The 16,248-nt window shown below is 64.3% G+C and carries 8 protein-coding genes and 1 pseudogene; 5 read left to right on the top strand and 4 right to left on the bottom strand.

Going from position 1 to position 16,248, the window contains the following annotated elements; translation table 11 throughout:
- Positions 1 to 3: 3 nt before the first annotated feature.
- Entirely contained in the window at positions 4 to 4,839 is a 4,836-nt protein-coding gene (locus tag Q0105_RS08205; RefSeq protein WP_298210615.1) for a PAS domain S-box protein, read from the bottom strand.
- Positions 4,840 to 4,923: 84 nt separating this feature from the next.
- A complete protein-coding gene (locus Q0105_RS08200) occupies positions 4,924 to 7,470 on the bottom strand; it encodes a bifunctional diguanylate cyclase/phosphodiesterase (RefSeq protein ID WP_298210613.1) in 2,547 nt (848 codons plus the stop codon).
- 615 nt (positions 7,471 to 8,085) lie between these two features.
- Here Q0105_RS08200 and Q0105_RS08195 point away from each other — a divergent pair.
- Positions 8,086 to 8,967 (top strand): CmcJ/NvfI family oxidoreductase, encoded by an 882-nt coding sequence (locus Q0105_RS08195; protein ID WP_298210611.1) that lies wholly within the window; start codon positions 8,086 to 8,088, stop codon positions 8,965 to 8,967.
- A 14-nt stretch (positions 8,968 to 8,981) separates the two neighbouring features.
- Complete coding sequence (locus Q0105_RS08190; protein ID WP_298210609.1) at positions 8,982 to 9,626, top strand: 2-hydroxychromene-2-carboxylate isomerase; 645 nt, start codon at positions 8,982 to 8,984, stop codon at positions 9,624 to 9,626.
- A 192-nt stretch (positions 9,627 to 9,818) separates the two neighbouring features.
- On the opposite strand, the gene Q0105_RS08185 is transcribed toward Q0105_RS08190, so the two are convergent.
- Positions 9,819 to 10,739: a LysR substrate-binding domain-containing protein gene (locus tag Q0105_RS08185; protein ID WP_298210672.1), complete on the bottom strand. Its 921-nt coding sequence runs from the start codon at positions 10,737 to 10,739 to the stop codon at positions 9,819 to 9,821.
- Positions 10,740 to 11,010: 271 nt separating this feature from the next.
- Here Q0105_RS08185 and Q0105_RS08180 point away from each other — a divergent pair, with 271 nt between their 5' ends.
- The 3 genes and pseudogenes from Q0105_RS08180 to mutS all read left to right on the top strand — a co-directional run bounded on the left by Q0105_RS08180 (position 11,011) and on the right by mutS (position 14,904).
- Positions 11,011 to 11,859: an isocitrate lyase/phosphoenolpyruvate mutase family protein gene (locus Q0105_RS08180; protein ID WP_298210607.1), complete on the top strand. Its 849-nt coding sequence runs from the start codon at positions 11,011 to 11,013 to the stop codon at positions 11,857 to 11,859.
- A gap of 114 nt (positions 11,860 to 11,973) precedes the next feature.
- Positions 11,974 to 12,078 (top strand): annotated as a pseudogene (locus tag Q0105_RS08175) (LysR family transcriptional regulator); the annotation flags it as partial.
- Positions 12,079 to 12,282: 204 nt separating this feature from the next.
- Positions 12,283 to 14,904 carry a DNA mismatch repair protein MutS gene (gene mutS, locus Q0105_RS08170; RefSeq protein ID WP_298210605.1) on the top strand — a complete coding sequence of 874 codons (2,622 nt, stop codon included), beginning with the start codon at positions 12,283 to 12,285 and terminating at the stop codon, positions 14,902 to 14,904.
- 18 nt (positions 14,905 to 14,922) lie between these two features.
- On the opposite strand, the gene Q0105_RS08165 is transcribed toward mutS, so the two are convergent.
- Complete coding sequence (locus Q0105_RS08165) at positions 14,923 to 16,134, bottom strand: alpha/beta fold hydrolase (protein WP_298210603.1); 1,212 nt, start codon at positions 16,132 to 16,134, stop codon at positions 14,923 to 14,925.
- Between the last annotated feature and the right edge of the window lie 114 nt (positions 16,135 to 16,248).

Here is a 16,248-nt window from a genome sequence, read left to right as displayed (position 1 = left end):
CGTTCAGGGGTGCGGGGCGGCCATGGGCTCGGAGCCAGGTGCTGCCGCCATGGCATCCAGGGCCTGCTCGAAGTCGAAATTCAGGGTGTGCATCTCCACCACCTTATAAGCCTCGCCCAATATCCCCTTGAGCACACTGCCATTGTGTTGGAAAAATTCCGTGGCGGCTGGGTCGTCTTGCTCCAGCAGATGGCGCAGGCGCTGCAGGGCATCGGCGGCGGTGGCTCCGCCCTCTGCCTGTGCCGCATCGGACTGCAGGGGCCCCGACTCCACCGCCTGGGCCATCCATGCCTGCAGCGCCCCCAGCACCGGCACCAGGGCCGCGCGCAATTCGGCCAGCCCATGCACGATGGCCTCGTTGCCGTGGCGAAAGCGCAGTGCATGTTCCAGCGCCTGGGCGCGCTCGGACACCACTGGAGCACCGATATTGGCAGCCACCGAGCGCAGTGTGTGGGCCAGGCGCTCAGCCAGGCTGAGGTTGTTGGCAGACAACGCCTGCTGCAGTTCGGCCAGCACGGGCGCCTGCCCTTGGGCAAACCGGCGCAGCAGCTCGGCATACAACCCTGGCTTGCCCAAAGCGCGCTGCAGGCCCAGTGTGGTGTCCAGCCCCGCCACCAACGGCCAGGCGGTGTCCTGCTGCTGCGGTTCCTCGGGCTGCCGCAGGCCCGCGCCCTCGCCTGTGGCCGCCGCAGGCGCAGCCCCCAGCCCGTCGCGGGGGCGTATCCAGCGGCCCAAGGCCGCCCACAGTGCCGCGGGGTCGATGGGCTTGGCGACATGGTCGTTCATGCCCGCTGCAAAGCAGCGTTGGCGATCCACCTCCATCGCATTCGCAGTCATCGCGATGATGGGCAGGCGAGCGTGCTGCGGATTGCCGCGCAGCGCACGTGTGGTGGTTTCGCCGTCCATGACGGGCATCTGCATGTCCATCAGCACGGCGTCGTAATGCTTGCGCTCGATGCGGTCGATGGCGACCTGGCCGTTTTCGGCCACATCCACGGCAAAACCCGCGTCCAGCAGCAGTTCCATCGCCACCATCTGGTTGAGTTCGTTGTCTTCGACCAGCAGCACCTGGGCACCACGTATCTCCAGCGGCAACTCTGAGGCTGCGGGCGGCGGGGAGACCGTGCGGCGCCCCGCCGTGGTGGCGTGCTCCAGCGGTTGCATGAGGGTATCGAACAGCACCGAGGCGTTGACGGGCTTGATGAGCACGGTTTCGATGCCCTGGGCCCGCGCGGCGCGCATCACGTCCTCGCGGCCATAGGCCGTGACCATGAGCATCTGGGGCACCTTGGCCATGCCCAGGCTGCGGATATGGCCTGCCAGCTCCACGCCGTCCATGCCCGGCATGTGCCAGTCGAGCAGCAGCAGGCCATAAGGCCGGTGCTGGGCCATGGATTCGCGTAGCCGGTCCAGCGCCTCCAGCCCGGAATGTGCCTGCTCCACCTCGAAGCCCATGGCCAGCAGCATGTCGGATAACACCGTGGCCGCCGTGTGGTTGTCGTCCACCACCAACACGCGGCTGCCGCGCAGGTCGGGCGGGGGCAGCAGCGCGCGGGCGGGCGCGCCACGCTCCATGGGCACGGTCACCCAGAAGGTGGAGCCTTTGCCAAATACGCTGTCGACCCCGACCTCGCCGCCCATCAGCTCGGCCAGGCTCTTGCAGATGGCCAGCCCGAGCCCCGTGCCGCCATACCTGCGCGTGGTAGAGGTGTCTGCCTGCTGAAAGCTCTGGAACAGGCGCCCCATCTGCTCTTCGGTCAGGCCGATGCCGGTGTCGCGCACCTCGAAACGCAGCCGCACCTGCAAGTCCTTCGATTCCAGCAATCGCACGGCGATGGCGATCTCTCCTGACTCGGTGAACTTGATGGCGTTGTTGGCGAAATTGATGAGCACCTGGCCCAGGCGGAGCGCGTCGCCCACCAGGTTGGGCGGCACGTCGCTGGCCACATCGCAAACCAGCTCCAGCCCCTTGGCGCCGGCCTTGTAGCCCACCACGTCGGACACGCTCTCGAGCATGCGGTCGAGCAAAAACGGCTGCCACTCGACCACCAGCTTGCCCGCCTCGATCTTGGAAAAATCCAGGATGTCGTTGATCACCCCCAGCAGGTGCTGGCCCGCCTGCTGGATCTTGCTCACGTAGTCATGCTGGCGGGGGCTCAGGCCCGACTTGAGCGCCAGGTGCGACATGCCGATGATCGCGTTCATCGGAGTGCGAATCTCGTGGCTCATGTTGGCCAGAAAGTTGGACTTGAGCGCGGTGGACTCTTCGGCCAGTTCCTTGGCGCGGCGCAGCTCCTGCTCGGCGCGCTGGCGGTCGGTGATGTCCACCAGCGTGCCGATGGTGCCGCCCGGTGTTCCATCCGGGCGCGCGAACCCGTGCAGCCAGAACAACGTGTGGTGTATGTCTCCATCGGCATAGGGCAGGTCGACCTCCCGGTGCACCGACCGCTCACCGTCCATCGCCACCAGGGTGTCGCGCTCGAACAGCAACCGGGTCTCGGGGGACAGATAGTCCAGGTCCGCCACGGTCTTGCCGACCAGGGCTTCACGCGCCACCGCGAAAGCCTGCTCATACGCACGGTTGACGCCGATGTAGCGCCCGTCCGCCCCCTTGTAGAACAGCGGGATGGGGATAGCGTCGATCAGCGCCTGCTGGAAATCCAGCTGCCCTGCCACCTGCTCTTCCAGCAGCTTCTGGTCCTGGATGTCCACGTTGACACCCACCACGCGCACGGGCTGGCCCTGCGCATCCCGGAAGATGCGCGCTGCCTCCAGAAACCAGCGCACTTCGCCATCGGGGCGCACGATGCGCCAGGAATCGCGCAAGTGGTCCTCGGTCCCTGCCAGGCTGCTGTTGAAATAGGCATGCGCGCGTTCGCGGTCCTCGGGATGCAGGCAGTTGAGCCAGAAGTCGCGGCCGTCCGGTTGTGTGCCTGGCGGCAGGCCCATCATCTGCGCCAGCTTGTCGGACCACACAACCTCGCCCGTGTGCAGGTTCAGATCGAACACCCCGATCTTGCCCGCCTCCTGGGCCAGCTCCAGGCGCTCCTTGGCCTGCTCGATGGCCAGCTCAGCGCGCCGCTGGTCGCTCACATCCTCGATCACCCAGATGGATGCGGCGTTGAAGCCGTCCATCTTCAGGCTGCGCCCCGCCAGGCGCGCCTCGAAACTGCGGCCATCCAGGCGGTGCAAGGTGACCGTCTCGCGCAGGGCCTGGCCCGATGCCAGGCTGGGTGCCACCCGGGCTGCAAAAAGATCCGTGGGGCCCGCACCGCCAAACAGCACCGACACACCCTGCCCCAGCAACTGCGAGGATGTGCCCCCCATGAGCTCAAGGAACGCGGGATTGAACTGGCGAAAGTAGCCATCGCACACCAGCACGATGGGCGGCGCATTGTCAAAAATAGCCGTTTGCTGCTCCAGCAGTTCGTTGAGCAGGCGCTCACGCCGTTCCAGCTCCTGCTGGGCCTGCATGCGCTCGGTCACGTCCTCGTGCAGGCCCACGATGCCAATCCGCTTGCCATGCTCGTCAAACACCGGCGACAGCGTGGCTTCGTCGTGGTAGATGCTTCCGTCCTTGCGGCGGTTCACAAAATGCCCCCGCCAGGACTGCCCGGAAAGCAGCGTGGACCACAGGGTCTGGTAAGTCCGCGCCGGGGTCTGCCCGCTGGCCACCAGCGACGGCTTCTTGCCCCGTGCTTCGTCCAGCGTGTAGCCGGTGTTACGTTCGAACTGGGGGTTGACCCAATCGATGCGGCCGTCGCCATCGGTGATGATCACGGAAACCGGGCTGCTTTCGAGCGCCGCGCCCAGCAACCGGAAACGGTCCAGCGCGCTCGCCATCTGCGCGCGGCTGCGCAAAAGGTCCAGCAGCAGCAACCCAAGCAGGCCCAGCAGCGCAAACGCAGCGGCCCCCACCTGCGCGCGCCGGGCGGGCGTCATCAAGGCACTGATGTCGTCGAGCATCACCAGTTGCCATTGCCCCCCTGGGTCGTTCCAGTCGATGGCGTGGTGCTCCACCGCGTAGGTCACGCCGTTGAGCGTCACCTCACCCGCATCGGGCGAAAACGGAAGGGCCGAGGCCACACCGTTCTCAAAATGATGGCCCAATTGGCCCGACGCCCGAATGGCGTCGATGCGCGCCTGGGTGAGCGGCAGGGCCACGCCAAACTGCCATTCGGGCCGTGTGGAAGAAAACGCGGCCCCTTGCGGCGAGAGCAACACCGTGGGCAGGCCCGAGCGCTTGAGCAGCAGGTCCACCGCCTCGAACCCCGCCTTGAACATCACCACCCCGATGATCGATCCGGCGGGCGAGTCACCCGCATACAGTGGCGCTGCGTAGTACAGGCCGCGCTCCTGCGTATTGCGGCCCACGGCGGCGTACACGCTGTTGCCCCCCTGGATGGCTTGCTGAAAGTACGGGCGAAACGCGAGATTGATGCCCGTGGACCGCTCGCCCGCCGTCTCATGCGCCACCACGGTGCCATCCGCAGCAATGACATAGACACCCTTGACCAGAAACCGCCCACGCGCCACGGCAAGCCGGGCCAGCGCTTCCGGGTCGTCGGGTGGCAGGCGGCCCAATGCCATTTCCTTGAGCAAGGGCTCGCTCAAGCCCAGCAGCGACACCGCGCCCAGCAGGCCGCCGCCTGTGGTCTGGCTCACCAGTGCATCGGCCGTCTGCGTCAACAGGCGCGTGCGCTCGGTGGCGCGCTCTGTGCTCCGCCAATGCAGTGCACCCTGCACCACCAGCAAGGCGCCCAGCAGCGCAACCGCCAACACCAGCAAAAGTCCGCGAACCCCTGGGGCCTTTCGGTCCAGCACCTTGTCGAAAAACATGCCTAGACCTTCACCCGAAACCGCCACGCGGGCGCTGCAGCACCCACGCTGGCGGCCATGGCGTACGCCGCTCTGCGGAGCCCATCAACCTGCTGGGTGCAGAAATGCATCGAGATCTCCGGCAGGTCCGGGCCGTCCAAAAAGATACCCCTGAAACCCCTCACACCCATGCAGCCTCAAAAAGCTCAGCTGCCCCGTCGTCTCCACCCCCTCTGCCACCACCTCCAGGTCCAGGCTCTTGGCCAGCGCCAGTATCGTCCTCACGATCGCCGCGTCGTTCGGATCCGCCAGCACGTCCCGCACAAAGCTTTGGTCGATCTTGACCTGGTCCAGCGGCAGCCGCTTGAGGTAGGAGAGGGAGGAGTAGCCGGTGCCAAAGTCGTCGAGCGCAAACCCCACGCCTTCGCTTTTGAGCTGGACCATGCGTGCGATGGTGTCTTCGATGTCTCCCAAGAGCAGGCTTTCCGTGAGTTCGAGTTTGAGGTTTCTCGGATCTGCGTTGTGGCTTTGCAGGGTTTGCAGGACTTCGGCCACGAAGCCCGGTTGCCTGAATTGGCGGGCGCTGACGTTCACGGAGATGGAAAGTTGGGCGGTGCTTTCGTGTTGGCTCCAGCGCTGTAGTTGTTCGCAGGCGGTTTGCAGCACGTATTGGCCCAGGGGCAGGATGAGGCCGGTTTGTTCTGCCAGGGGGATGAAGTCGCCGGGGCTGATCATGCCGCGCTCTGGGTGGCGCCAGCGCACCAGGGCTTCTGCGCCCATGAGGCGGGCGTGGTGGTCTACGACGGGCTGGTAGTGCACGAGGAGTTCCCCGCGTGCCAGGCCTTGGCGCAGGTCGGCTTCCAGGTTGGAGCGGGCGTTGACGGCCGCTTGCATGTCGGGGTCAAAGAAGCGTTGGGTGTTGCGCCCTGCGGCTTTGGCCTGGTACATGGCCAGGTCTGCGCGTTTGAGCAGTTCGTCGACGGTGAGGCGTTCGTCTCCGTACAGGGTGATGCCGATGCTGGGGGTGCTGTAGTGTTGGCCGCCGTGCAGGTCAAAGGGCTGGTTCAGGCTGGCCAGGAGTTTTTCTGCGACGTTTTCCGCCTGGCTGGCCGCTTGCTGCAGGTCGGGGGCCAGGGCTTCGAGCATGACGACGAATTCGTCGCCGCCAAAGCGGGCGACGGTGTCGGCTTCGCGCACGCTGGCCACCAGGCGGGTGGCGACCTGGGCCAGGAGCTGGTCGCCCATGTCGTGGCCCAGGGTGTCGTTGAGGTCTTTGAAGTTGTCGAGGTCGATGAACAAGAGGGCCCCGAGGTTCTTGGTGCGCTGGCAGGCGGCGATGGAGCGTTGCAGGCGATCGAGCAGCAGGCGCCGGTTGGGCAGGCCGGTCAGGGCGTCGTAGAACGCCAGGCGTTCGATCTCTTGTTCTGCTCGCTTGCGGTCTGTGATGTCCATGGTGAAGCCATGCGACACCACCGAACCATCGGCCTCGCGGTGCGGGATGGCATTGGTCATGTGCCAGCGCACGCTGCCATCGTTCATGCGCACGCGGTACTCGCACTGCCAGGGAACCAGCTTGCGCATCGAGACCATGGCCGAACGCTGCACCTGCGGCAGGTCTTCGGCCAGCACACGGTGCATGAGCACGCCATGGTTCGCCGTCACCTCATCGGGCTCCACGCCCATGAACTCGCGCACCGCATCGCTGATGTACTGCACGCTGGTGCTGCCATCGGAATGCTGGCGGTACTCGTAGATGAAGCCCGGGATGCGGCTCGCAATGCGCTGAATGAACAGCAGTTGCTCGCGCAGTTGCTCGGCCGCGCGGTGCTCATCGGTCACGTCCTGCACCACGCCCATGACCACCTGCATCCCATCGCGTGGCAGCGTGCGCTGCACGCGCGAGCGCATCCAGCGCACCTGGCCGTCGGGCCTGCGCCAGCGGTATTCCACGTCCTGCTCCGAGCCTCGCTCGCGGACCTTGTCGAACACATAGCGGTCCTCCGGCAAGATGCCGCTGACGGCACGCTCCGGGTCCACCCATTCCTGCTGCTCGAACCCCGCGATGTCGCACAGCCCCGGCGACCACAGCAGCACGGTTTCGCCAGGATCTTCGATACGGCGCCAGTGGCCGGTGCGCGCCAGGCTCTCCATGGTGTTGAAGACCTCGGTCTGCTCGCGCAGCTCACGTCGCACTTCTTCCAGCGACTGCTCGGACGCTGCGAGCGAGGCCCGCAGATTCTCTGCCTCGGAGGCATCGCGCACCGTGACCATGATGCAGTCGCTGGTGATGCGGCGCGCCGAGAGATCCCAGGCCAGCAGCAGCCGCCCCGGCTCGCGCACCACTTGGCGGCACTCCAGCGGCGCACCCACGCGCACCACGCCGTACAACTGGTCCAGCAAGGGCGTGTCTGCCAGCAGGTCGAACACCTCGCTGGCATCCGCCCCTGGTTCACGCACGGCACCCAGCCCCGGCGTACGGCGCGCAGCGGCATTGGCGGCCAGCAACACCAACCGGCCGTTTTGCAGCCGGAACTCCATCAACGCCACCGGCACCGCATCCACCAAGGCCTGCAGGCGCGCCTGCGCCATGGGCTCGATGAGGCCGTCGCCCAAGGGGGCGAGAAGGTCGGTCAACAGTTCGGACGAAATCACGGTCGCTCTGAAACCTCTGGTTGTAAGAACTTAGTGCGCGACGCCAGGCCGATGCGCGGGCTCAGTCTTTGAGCATATCGTCAAGAATATGTCAAAACGTAACAGAAGGGCAAAACCTGCGGTAAATCATTGAGGGGAAACCCCATGGGCGAACTGTAAAGTCCGCGGCTCATTTCTGCTCCCCCACTGCATATACCGTGCACTAAAACACCGCAGGTCCATTGTGTCGCGCCCTTGTCACTGGGTCGATCGAAATCAACTCACCAAAACATGGACTTGATTGTCAGATCGTCCCGGCCTCGGGCCATTTGCGAGCATCCTGGCTGCCAATCAACGGGTCGCAAAGCCTGGCCGCCGCCGTCACGAAAAAGCGAAGTTACGCAGAAAACCGCTTGATCTGTCGTTTTCATTGCATCGTGCTCTTCTGCGCGAAGACGGACACGCCAGCCTTCATGGATACGAGACCTTGGCATTCGCAATATGCATGCGAAGCGACCTATAAGTCGCTTGAAGCGTAGCACTGCGCAGATTCCAATTCGCCGTAGAGAAGTTCAAGAGATGGGGTTCCATTCCGGCCAGCCCATCCATCGACATCTCGCACTAAAGGAGTCATGAATGAACACCACTACCGCGCAGTCCTTGCAACCCAGCACCTTCGGATCCCAATATCACCCCGCTGTCGTTGCCGGCCTAGGCTACCTGATGCCCACGCAGGAACTGCCCTGCAGCTATGCCTACGAACCGCCGCCAGGCATTCCATGGGAAAACTGTGAATACGAGTTAAGGCAGATGGTCATCGCAGATGCACGTGGCGCCGTGGAGCGAACTTCCATCGACCGAGAAGGTTTCGAACTGTGGGATGCACCGACGGCTGTCTCTGACTTTTTGGACGAAGAAGCGGTCAAGACGATCTACTACCGCGAAGCCTCTGAGCTTGCACTGGCGGTGACCGGTGCACAGCACGCCTATGTCTTCGACCACCTCGTACGGCGGCGCGAGCACGATCGCGCCGCCCTCTCGTTCGGCCGCAAGGGTACGGACGGACGAGCGGCTGCGAATGGCCGCATTCACAATGACTACACCGAGGCATCGGGGCACAAGCGGCTGGCGTTGGTGCTGACTGACCCTGATGTGGCGGTGCGCGTCAAGCGCTACGCCATCGTCAACGTTTGGCGCTCGATCAAGGGTCCGGTGCTCGACACGCCGTTGGCTGTCTGCGACGCCCGCACTGTGATGGCGGCAAACTTGGTCACCAGCGAGGTTCGCTATCCGCGCCGCACCGGAGAGATCTACCACGCAGTTCATTCGCCGCAGCACCATTGGTCCTACTACTCGAAGATGGACCGGCACGAGGCACTGGTGTTCAAGCAGTACGACTCGCAGATCAGCGGAGTCGCACGCTTCGTACCGCATGCGGCCTTCGACCATCCACACATGCCGCCGAATGCCCCGCTGCGCGAGAGCATCGAACTGCGCTGCCTGGTGGTCTACGAATGAAAGCACCCCCTCACATGAACACCATCGCACTCACATGTCCTCCGCCCACCATCGAATTCTGGTTCGATTTCGGCAGCAACTACAGCTATCTCAGCGCGATGCGCATCGAAGCCGCTGCAACCCAACACGGTGTGCAAATCCGCTGGAAGCCCTTTCTCCTGGGGCCTATCTTTCAGTCATTCGGCTGGGAAACATCCCCTTTCGTATTGCAGAAGGCCAAGGGCGACTACGTGTGGCGAGACATGGCGCGCGAGTGCCTGAAGGCTGGCCTTCCATGGCGCAAGCCCACCACGTTCCCCCGCACCGCGCTGCTACCGTCACAGGTAGCCGTTTTCGGTGCAGAGCAAGACTGGATAGGCACCTACTGTCGACGCATCATGTCGCTCAATTTTGCGGAGGACCGAGACATCGACGCGCCAGACGTGGTGACGGATGTTCTTGGCCACCTCGGCTTGGCGGCAAACGAAATTCAGGATGCGGCACAGTCCAACGCCAACAAGCTCAAACTTCGCGAACAGACGGAGACTGCCAAAGCCAAGGGAATCTTCGGAGCACCCACCTTCTTCGTAGGCGACGAGATGTTCTGGGGCAATGACCGGCTGGACGCCGCATTGGCTCATGCTGCTGGTCACCTGAAGGCCCTCAACGCCACTCAGTAGCCCGCATGAAGACGGAGCACTCCATGCCGAAGGACATGAAGTCGCGGAATTCGAACGGTAGGGGCGGTTCCGCGCGAAAAATCGACTGCCTTCAGTTAGAAGAGGCCCATCCCGCAACGCCCGCATGCGCACGGAGCATGCCATTGGCGACCAGCCATCGGTTTTTTTGGTCTGGCAGCAGCTTCATCTGCATCAGGAAGCCGAAGGCAGCACGGATTTCGCCTCGGCTTGGACCCAGGCAGCAACCTGTCGAACCTCCTTCCTGGGATGTGTGTCCGCATGAACCAGCCAGTAGGCATGTGTGGTTTCGGTTTTGTGCTTGGGCGGATCGATCAGCACAAGCCGCCCTTCATCGATCAAAGGCTGGATCAGCTCCAGACGGCCCAGTGCGACTCCCTGGCCTGCCAAGGCCGCCTGAATCACCAAGTCATATTGATTGAAGTGCAGCATGCCTTGCGGCTTGGCATCACCCCAACCCATGGCACTGAGCCAGTCCCGCCACTGCAGCCAGGGATGCCGTGGATCGTCAAATTCCAACAGATTCACCGTCGACAGCTTTTGCGCCGAGCGCAATGATTTGAGTCTCAGCGATGGATGGGCGACCGGCGCGACGGATTCACCGAAAAGTCGGATCGCCCCCTCCGGCGCCAGCGAAGGCGAGGTATACCGGATCGCCAAATCGATGCCATCGTTTCGCATGTCGGAAAGTTTGTTGTTGGCTGCAACGCGCACGTCCACCCCAGGATGCATCCTCTGAAAACGGCTCAGCCGGGGCAGCAGCCAGAGGCCCGTGATGCCGATGCTGCAAGTCAGCGTCACGGGGTGCGGCTGTCCTTTGGTTCGGATCTCGCCCATCACATCCTGCAGTTGCTGCACGGCGCCATCGGCGCTGCGGAACAAACGTTCACCTTTGGTCGTGAAAGCGATCGAACGGTGACCGCGTACGAGCAGTTTGACGCCCAATCGCTCTTCCAGAGCGTGGACCTGCCGACTGACCGCGGACTGCGTCAGGCAAAGATCTTGCGCGGCAAGCGTGATGCTCATGCGACGGCCCACCGCCACGAATCCTCTGATCAGATCGAGGGAAGGCAACTGAGAAAGTTGAATTGGCATTCCCATGATGCATGTCGCCAGTAAAAAAATTTGATTGAAGCACAACCAGAGAAGTTCTGTAATGAAGGCCTCCATCACGACGGTTGCCATCGCAACTTGCCCCGAGAAACTCTATGCCGTCCCATTTGCCAAAGCTACTGACGGACCTTGGCACATTGGCCGGTCAACGATCGGGCGCTCTTGTGGCTGCAACCAATGGTGGTCTTCGCAATGACTTCCGGCATGGCAATCGCCATGCGCAAGCGCGTTCCAACACTTCAAAAGGATGCACATGGAATTGAACACACCGTCCCAGATGGAAAAAGCCACAGCGTTTCGCGCGCTCCATGTCGAGGCTGACGGGTTCGTCATCCCGAACCCATGGGACGCAGGAACCGCGAGACTGCTGGAGTTCCTGGGCTTCAAGGCGCTGGCCACGACCAGTGCCGGATTCTCTTTCTCGCGCGGGCGGCCGGACAACTCGGTGCCGCGCGAACCCTTGCTGGCGCACCTTGCGCAAATCGCCGCCGCGACCAGCTTGCCCGTCAGTGCGGATCTCGAGAACGGCTTCGGCGACGCACCTGAGGAGGTGGCTCGAACAATCCGTCTTGCCGCTGAGGCTGGCGTGGTGGGTGGCTCTATCGAAGACACCACCGGACGACAGAACGAGCCGCTGTATGACCAGGCGTTTGCGGCAGAGCGCATCCGCGCTGCGGCAGAAGCCGCGCGTTCGCTTCCATTCCCATTCACTTTGACGGCACGGGCCGAGAACTACATCATCGGCAGGCCCGACCTCGCCGACACTATCGCGCGACTGCAGGCCTACCAGGAGGCCGGAGCGGATGTGCTTTTCGCGCCGGGGCTGACACGGCAGGAAGACATTGCGACGGTGGTGCGTGAAGTGGACAGGCCGGTGAACGTGCTGATCGGCTTCCCAGGAATCTCGCTCGGGGCAAAGGAGCTGGCTGAGTTGGGCGTGCGACGCATCAGTGTGGGTGGGTCGCTGGCGCGGGCGGCGTTGGGTGAGTTTCTGCGTGCAGCGACCGAGTTGAGAGACCATGGGACCTCCAGCTATGCGCTGTCGGCCATCAGCGGAAGCGAGATCAACAAGATTTTTGCAACAACGCCTTCAGCGCAGTAACTTGATCAGGGTTGCTCACATGCCCAATTTGACTTTGACGGACCGCTGCCCACGGTCGCGTCATCGCTCATGGCGTTGGTCTTTGTGGTGCGATGTGGTAGCGCCGTGCCGATGATCGAGTTGCGTCATCTCCGCTATTTCATTGCCGTCGCCGAGGAACTAAACTTCCGTCGCCCCGCCGAACGCATCTACCTCGACCAGACTCCGCTATCCACTGAGCCAAATGCGGCAACCTGGCCTTCATCGCCAACCAAAGAAAGCATTCGGGCTACTCGACGCCCATGAAGGTCTATTGCCGCTGGACAGATTCTCAGAATCCCCCAGCGAACTGAAGTGCATTTGGGTGGGTATGCAAAACATAGAGAAATTTGTTCCACATTTTTCCCAAGAGAGCGAATCAGAAGTGGTAAGTTTTTGATCAATATGGATAAATCTGACATTTCTGCGCATACGCCGATGATGGTCCAGTACCTGGCCCTCAAGGCCGGGTACCCCGAAACGCTCCTGTTTTACCGCATGGGAGACTTCTACGAGGTCTTCTGGCAAGACGCAGAAAAGGCTGCGCGCCTGCTCGACATCACGCTCACGCAGCGGGGCCAGTCGGGCGGGCAGCCGGTGGTGATGGCGGGTGTGCCCTTTCACGCACTTGAGAACTACCTGGCCCGGCTGATCAAGATGGGCGAGTCGGTGGCGATTGCCGAGCAGGTGGGCGAAGTGGGTGCGGCCAAGGGGCCGGTGGAGCGCAAGGTGGTGCGCGTGGTTACCCCCGGCACGCTGACCGACACCGAGCTGCTGTCCGACAAATCCGAATCGCTGCTGCTGGCCGTGCACCAGGCGCCGCGCGCGCGTTGCGGCCTGGCGTGGCTGAGCGTGACACAGGGCCGCGTGTTCCTGGCCGAATGTGCGCACGACGAACTCGGCGCCTGGCTGGCCCGTGTGGCGCCCAGCGAGCTGATCTACAGCGCGGGCGTGACCGAGCGTTTCGAGCAGCAACTGCAGGTGTTGCGCCAAAGCGGCGCCTTCACCTGCCCCATGAGCCCCCGGCCCGATTGGCAGTTCGACAGCGCCCTGGGCGAGCGCAAACTGCTCGAAAACCTGGGCGCGGCCAGCCTGCAGGCCTGGGGCGCGCAAGACCTGGGCGAGGCCCATGCCGCCGCCGCCGGGCTGCTGACCTATGCCGAACACACACAAGGCCGCACGCTCACCCATGTGCACAGCGTGCAGGTGCAGCGCGGCGACGATCTCATCGACCTGCCCGCCACCACGCGGCGCAACCTGGAGCTGGTGAAGACCTTGCGTGGCGACGATGCGCCCACGCTCTTCTCGCTGCTCGATACCTGCATGACCGGCATGGGCAGCCGCTTGCTCAAGACCTGGCTGCTGGAGCCCCAGCGCGACCGTGCCGAGGCGCGCCAGCGTCTGTCGGCCACCACCGCGCTGCGCGGGGCGGGTGGCGCAGGCGGCGGATCGGGCCCCTGGGCCACGCTGCGCGGCGAACTCAAGGGCGTGAGCGATGTGGAGCGCATCACCGCCCGCATCGCGCTGCGACAGGTGCGCCCGCGCGAACTGGTGGGCCTGGCCAAAACGCTACAAAAATCAGAGCTGCTTGCGCTGAATGGTAAAGCGCCAGAGCCATTTTTGATTCAAATTTTGGGTCACCTGCACCCGCCCGAGGGCTGCACCGCACTGCTGCAGGCCGCCATTGCCGAGGAGCCCGCCGCCCTGGTGCGCGACGGCGGCGTGATCGCCACAGGCTTTGACACCGAGCTCGATGAGCTGCGCGCCATCCAGACCAACTGCGACGCCTTTCTGCTGGAGCTGGAAACCCGCGAGAAGGCCCGCACCGGCATCGCCAACCTGCGCGTGCAGTTCAACAAGGTGCACGGTTTCTACATCGAGATCACCAGCAGCAACCTCGACCGCGTGCCCGACGACTACCGCCGCCGCCAAACGCTCAAAAACGCCGAGCGCTTCATCACGCCCGAACTCAAGGCGTTTGAAGACAAGGCCCTGTCGGCCAACGAGCGCGCCCTGGCACGCGAAAAGTGGCTGTACGAGCAAATCCTGGACCAGCTCCAGCCCCATGTGCCCGCCCTCACCCGCCTGGCGCAGGCGCTGGCCACGCTGGACGTGTTGTGCACGCTGGCCGAGCGCTCGCTCACGCTCAACTGGTGCACGCCGCAGTTCGTGCCCGAGCCCTGCATCGAGATCGAAGGCGGCCGCCACCCGGTGGTCGAGGCGCGCCTGGCCGAAACATCGAGCGGCAGCTTCATCGCCAACCACACGCGGCTGAACGCCAACACCCGCATGCAGGTCATCACCGGCCCCAACATGGGCGGTAAATCGACCTACATGCGCCAGGTGGCGCTGATCGTGCTGCTGGCCAGCATGGGCAGCCACGTGCCCGCCACCAGCTGCCGCCTGGGGCCTATCGACGCCATCCACACCCGCATTGGCGCGGCCGACGACCTGGCCAACGCGCAATCCACCTTCATGCTGGAGATGACCGAGGCAGCGCAAATATTGCACGCCGCCACGCCCCACAGCCTGGTGCTGATGGACGAGATCGGCCGGGGCACCAGCACCTTCGACGGCCTGGCGCTGGCCAGCGGTATTGCCACACATTTGCATGACAAAACCCGCGCCTTCACGCTGTTTGCCACGCACTATTTCGAGCTGACCGAGCTGCCGACCAAGGCACGCCACGCGATCAACATGCATGTGAGCGCCACCGAGTCGGGCACCGACATCGTGTTCCTGCACGAAATCCAGCCCGGCCCCGCCAGCCGCAGCTACGGCATTCAGGTGGCCAAGCTGGCCGGAATGCCCTCGCCCGTGCTGCACCATGCGCGCCACGCGCTGGCGGCGCTGGAGGAACGTGCGGGTGAAGACGAGTTGCAGGTGGACCTGTTCGCCACGCCCGAGGTGCCTGAGAGCGCAGGCGCGAGCCCGCTGGAGGCGGCCCTGGCGGCCATCAACCCCGACCAACTGAGCCCGCGCGAGGCGCTGGATGCGCTGTACCAGCTCAGGAAATTGATGGCGTAGAGCGGTTGGCGGGCGGGCTCACAAATCCCGCACCACCGGCGCCAACTGCCCCAGCATGAAGCTGATGAACGGCGGCACACACTGCAAGTGCCCCGCAGGCTGGGCGCGGCAGTCCGTGAGGCTCACCAGATCACCCGCGCCCCGGTCCTGCATGGCGCGCAGGGTGCGCACCGAGCTGGCGTAGGGCACGGTGCGGTCGTCACGGCCGTGGTACAGGCGCACGGGCAGGTTGGGTTTCCAGTCGTACACGCTGCTCACCTCGTCGAGGTAGCGCGTGTCGTCGGCCAAAAAGCGGTCGATGAAGCGGGTGTCGTAGGCCACGTCGGCATCACTCGGAATCAGCGCGCGCAGCAGCAAGCGGTACACCTCACGCTGCACGCTGGGGCCCAGGTAGCGCAAAAGGCCGGGGTTGAGGAGCGCGCCGATCACGGGCTGCTCGTTGCGCACCACATCGACCAGTCCATCCATGGTGGTCTGCACGTTGTAGGGCCCGGCGCCGGGCACCACCATGCGCAGTTGCTGCAGGTGGGGCGAGGCGCCCGCCTGCATCGCCCGGTGGGCGGCCATGGTGACGTAGCCGCCTTCGGAGTAGCCGGTCAGAAAGAGCTGCCCGTTGTCCACCACCCCGGCCTGGCCGCGCCAGGTGCGGGCGGCAGTCAGAAAGTCGACCGTAGCGGCAGCAGACGGCCCCGCCAGCAAATAGGGGTGGGGCGTGCCCTTGGACACCCCAAAACCCACGTAGTCGGGCGCCAAAACGATGTAGCCCAGCGACGCCAGCACCACGGCCACCTCGGAGGCCACGGCGTTGTTGCTGGGCGCCTTGGCATCCTGGAAGATGGTGCCGTGCTGGTAGCTCAGCACCGGGCTTTGGGCGCCTGCGGGCTTGATGGGCAGGCTCACCAGGCCCGAGGCACGCACCTCCTTGCCATCGGCGTCGGAGGTGAGGTATTCCAGTCGGTACGAGCGCACGCCGTAGCGCGGCACCAGGTCTTGCGCCAACGACTCCTTGTCGGCGATGGCGGCGGCGATCTCGCTGGCCGGGATGGTCGCGAGCAGGGTTGAGGATTCAAGCTGCCCGGCGCGCTCGGGTAGGACCGGGGGCGGCGGGGGTGGGTTGCCGCCGTTGTTGCTGTCGCCGCCACCACAGGCCGTGAGCAACGCAGCCAGCGATGCGCCCAGCGCCAGCGCGCACAAGCGGCGGACGTGCGAAAGGTTCAGCGAAGTCAACACGGCAGGGCCCTCCAAAGTCATGCGCCGGATGATAGGGCCGGGCCGCATGTGCCGCCCGCGCGCCTGCCCACCTGCAATGGCCCGTAGCGCGGGCCTCCAACACTTCGTCTGTCC

Origin of the sequence: Acidovorax sp. (assembly GCF_027492855.1) — a bacterium.
Taxonomy (GTDB): domain Bacteria; phylum Pseudomonadota; class Gammaproteobacteria; order Burkholderiales; family Burkholderiaceae_C; genus Acidovorax.
The sequence above is the reverse complement of the archived record's forward strand: the minus strand, read 5'-3'. Positions and strand labels throughout refer to the sequence as shown.

Bases quoted from the DNA above. Each gene is read 5' to 3' on its own strand.
- Q0105_RS08180 (WP_298210607.1), top strand. From the start codon at position 11,011: ATGGAATTGAACACACCGTCCCAGATGGAAAAAGCCACAGCGTTTCGC.
- Q0105_RS08205 (WP_298210615.1), bottom strand. From the start codon at position 4,839: ATGTTTTTCGACAAGGTGCTGGACCGAAAGGCCCCAGGGGTTCGCGGA.
- Q0105_RS08195 (WP_298210611.1), top strand. From the start codon at position 8,086: ATGAACACCACTACCGCGCAGTCCTTGCAACCCAGCACCTTCGGATCC.
- mutS (WP_298210605.1), top strand. From the start codon at position 12,283: ATGGATAAATCTGACATTTCTGCGCATACGCCGATGATGGTCCAGTAC.
- Q0105_RS08190 (WP_298210609.1), top strand. From the start codon at position 8,982: ATGAACACCATCGCACTCACATGTCCTCCGCCCACCATCGAATTCTGG.
- Q0105_RS08185 (WP_298210672.1), bottom strand. From the start codon at position 10,739: ATGCCAATTCAACTTTCTCAGTTGCCTTCCCTCGATCTGATCAGAGGA.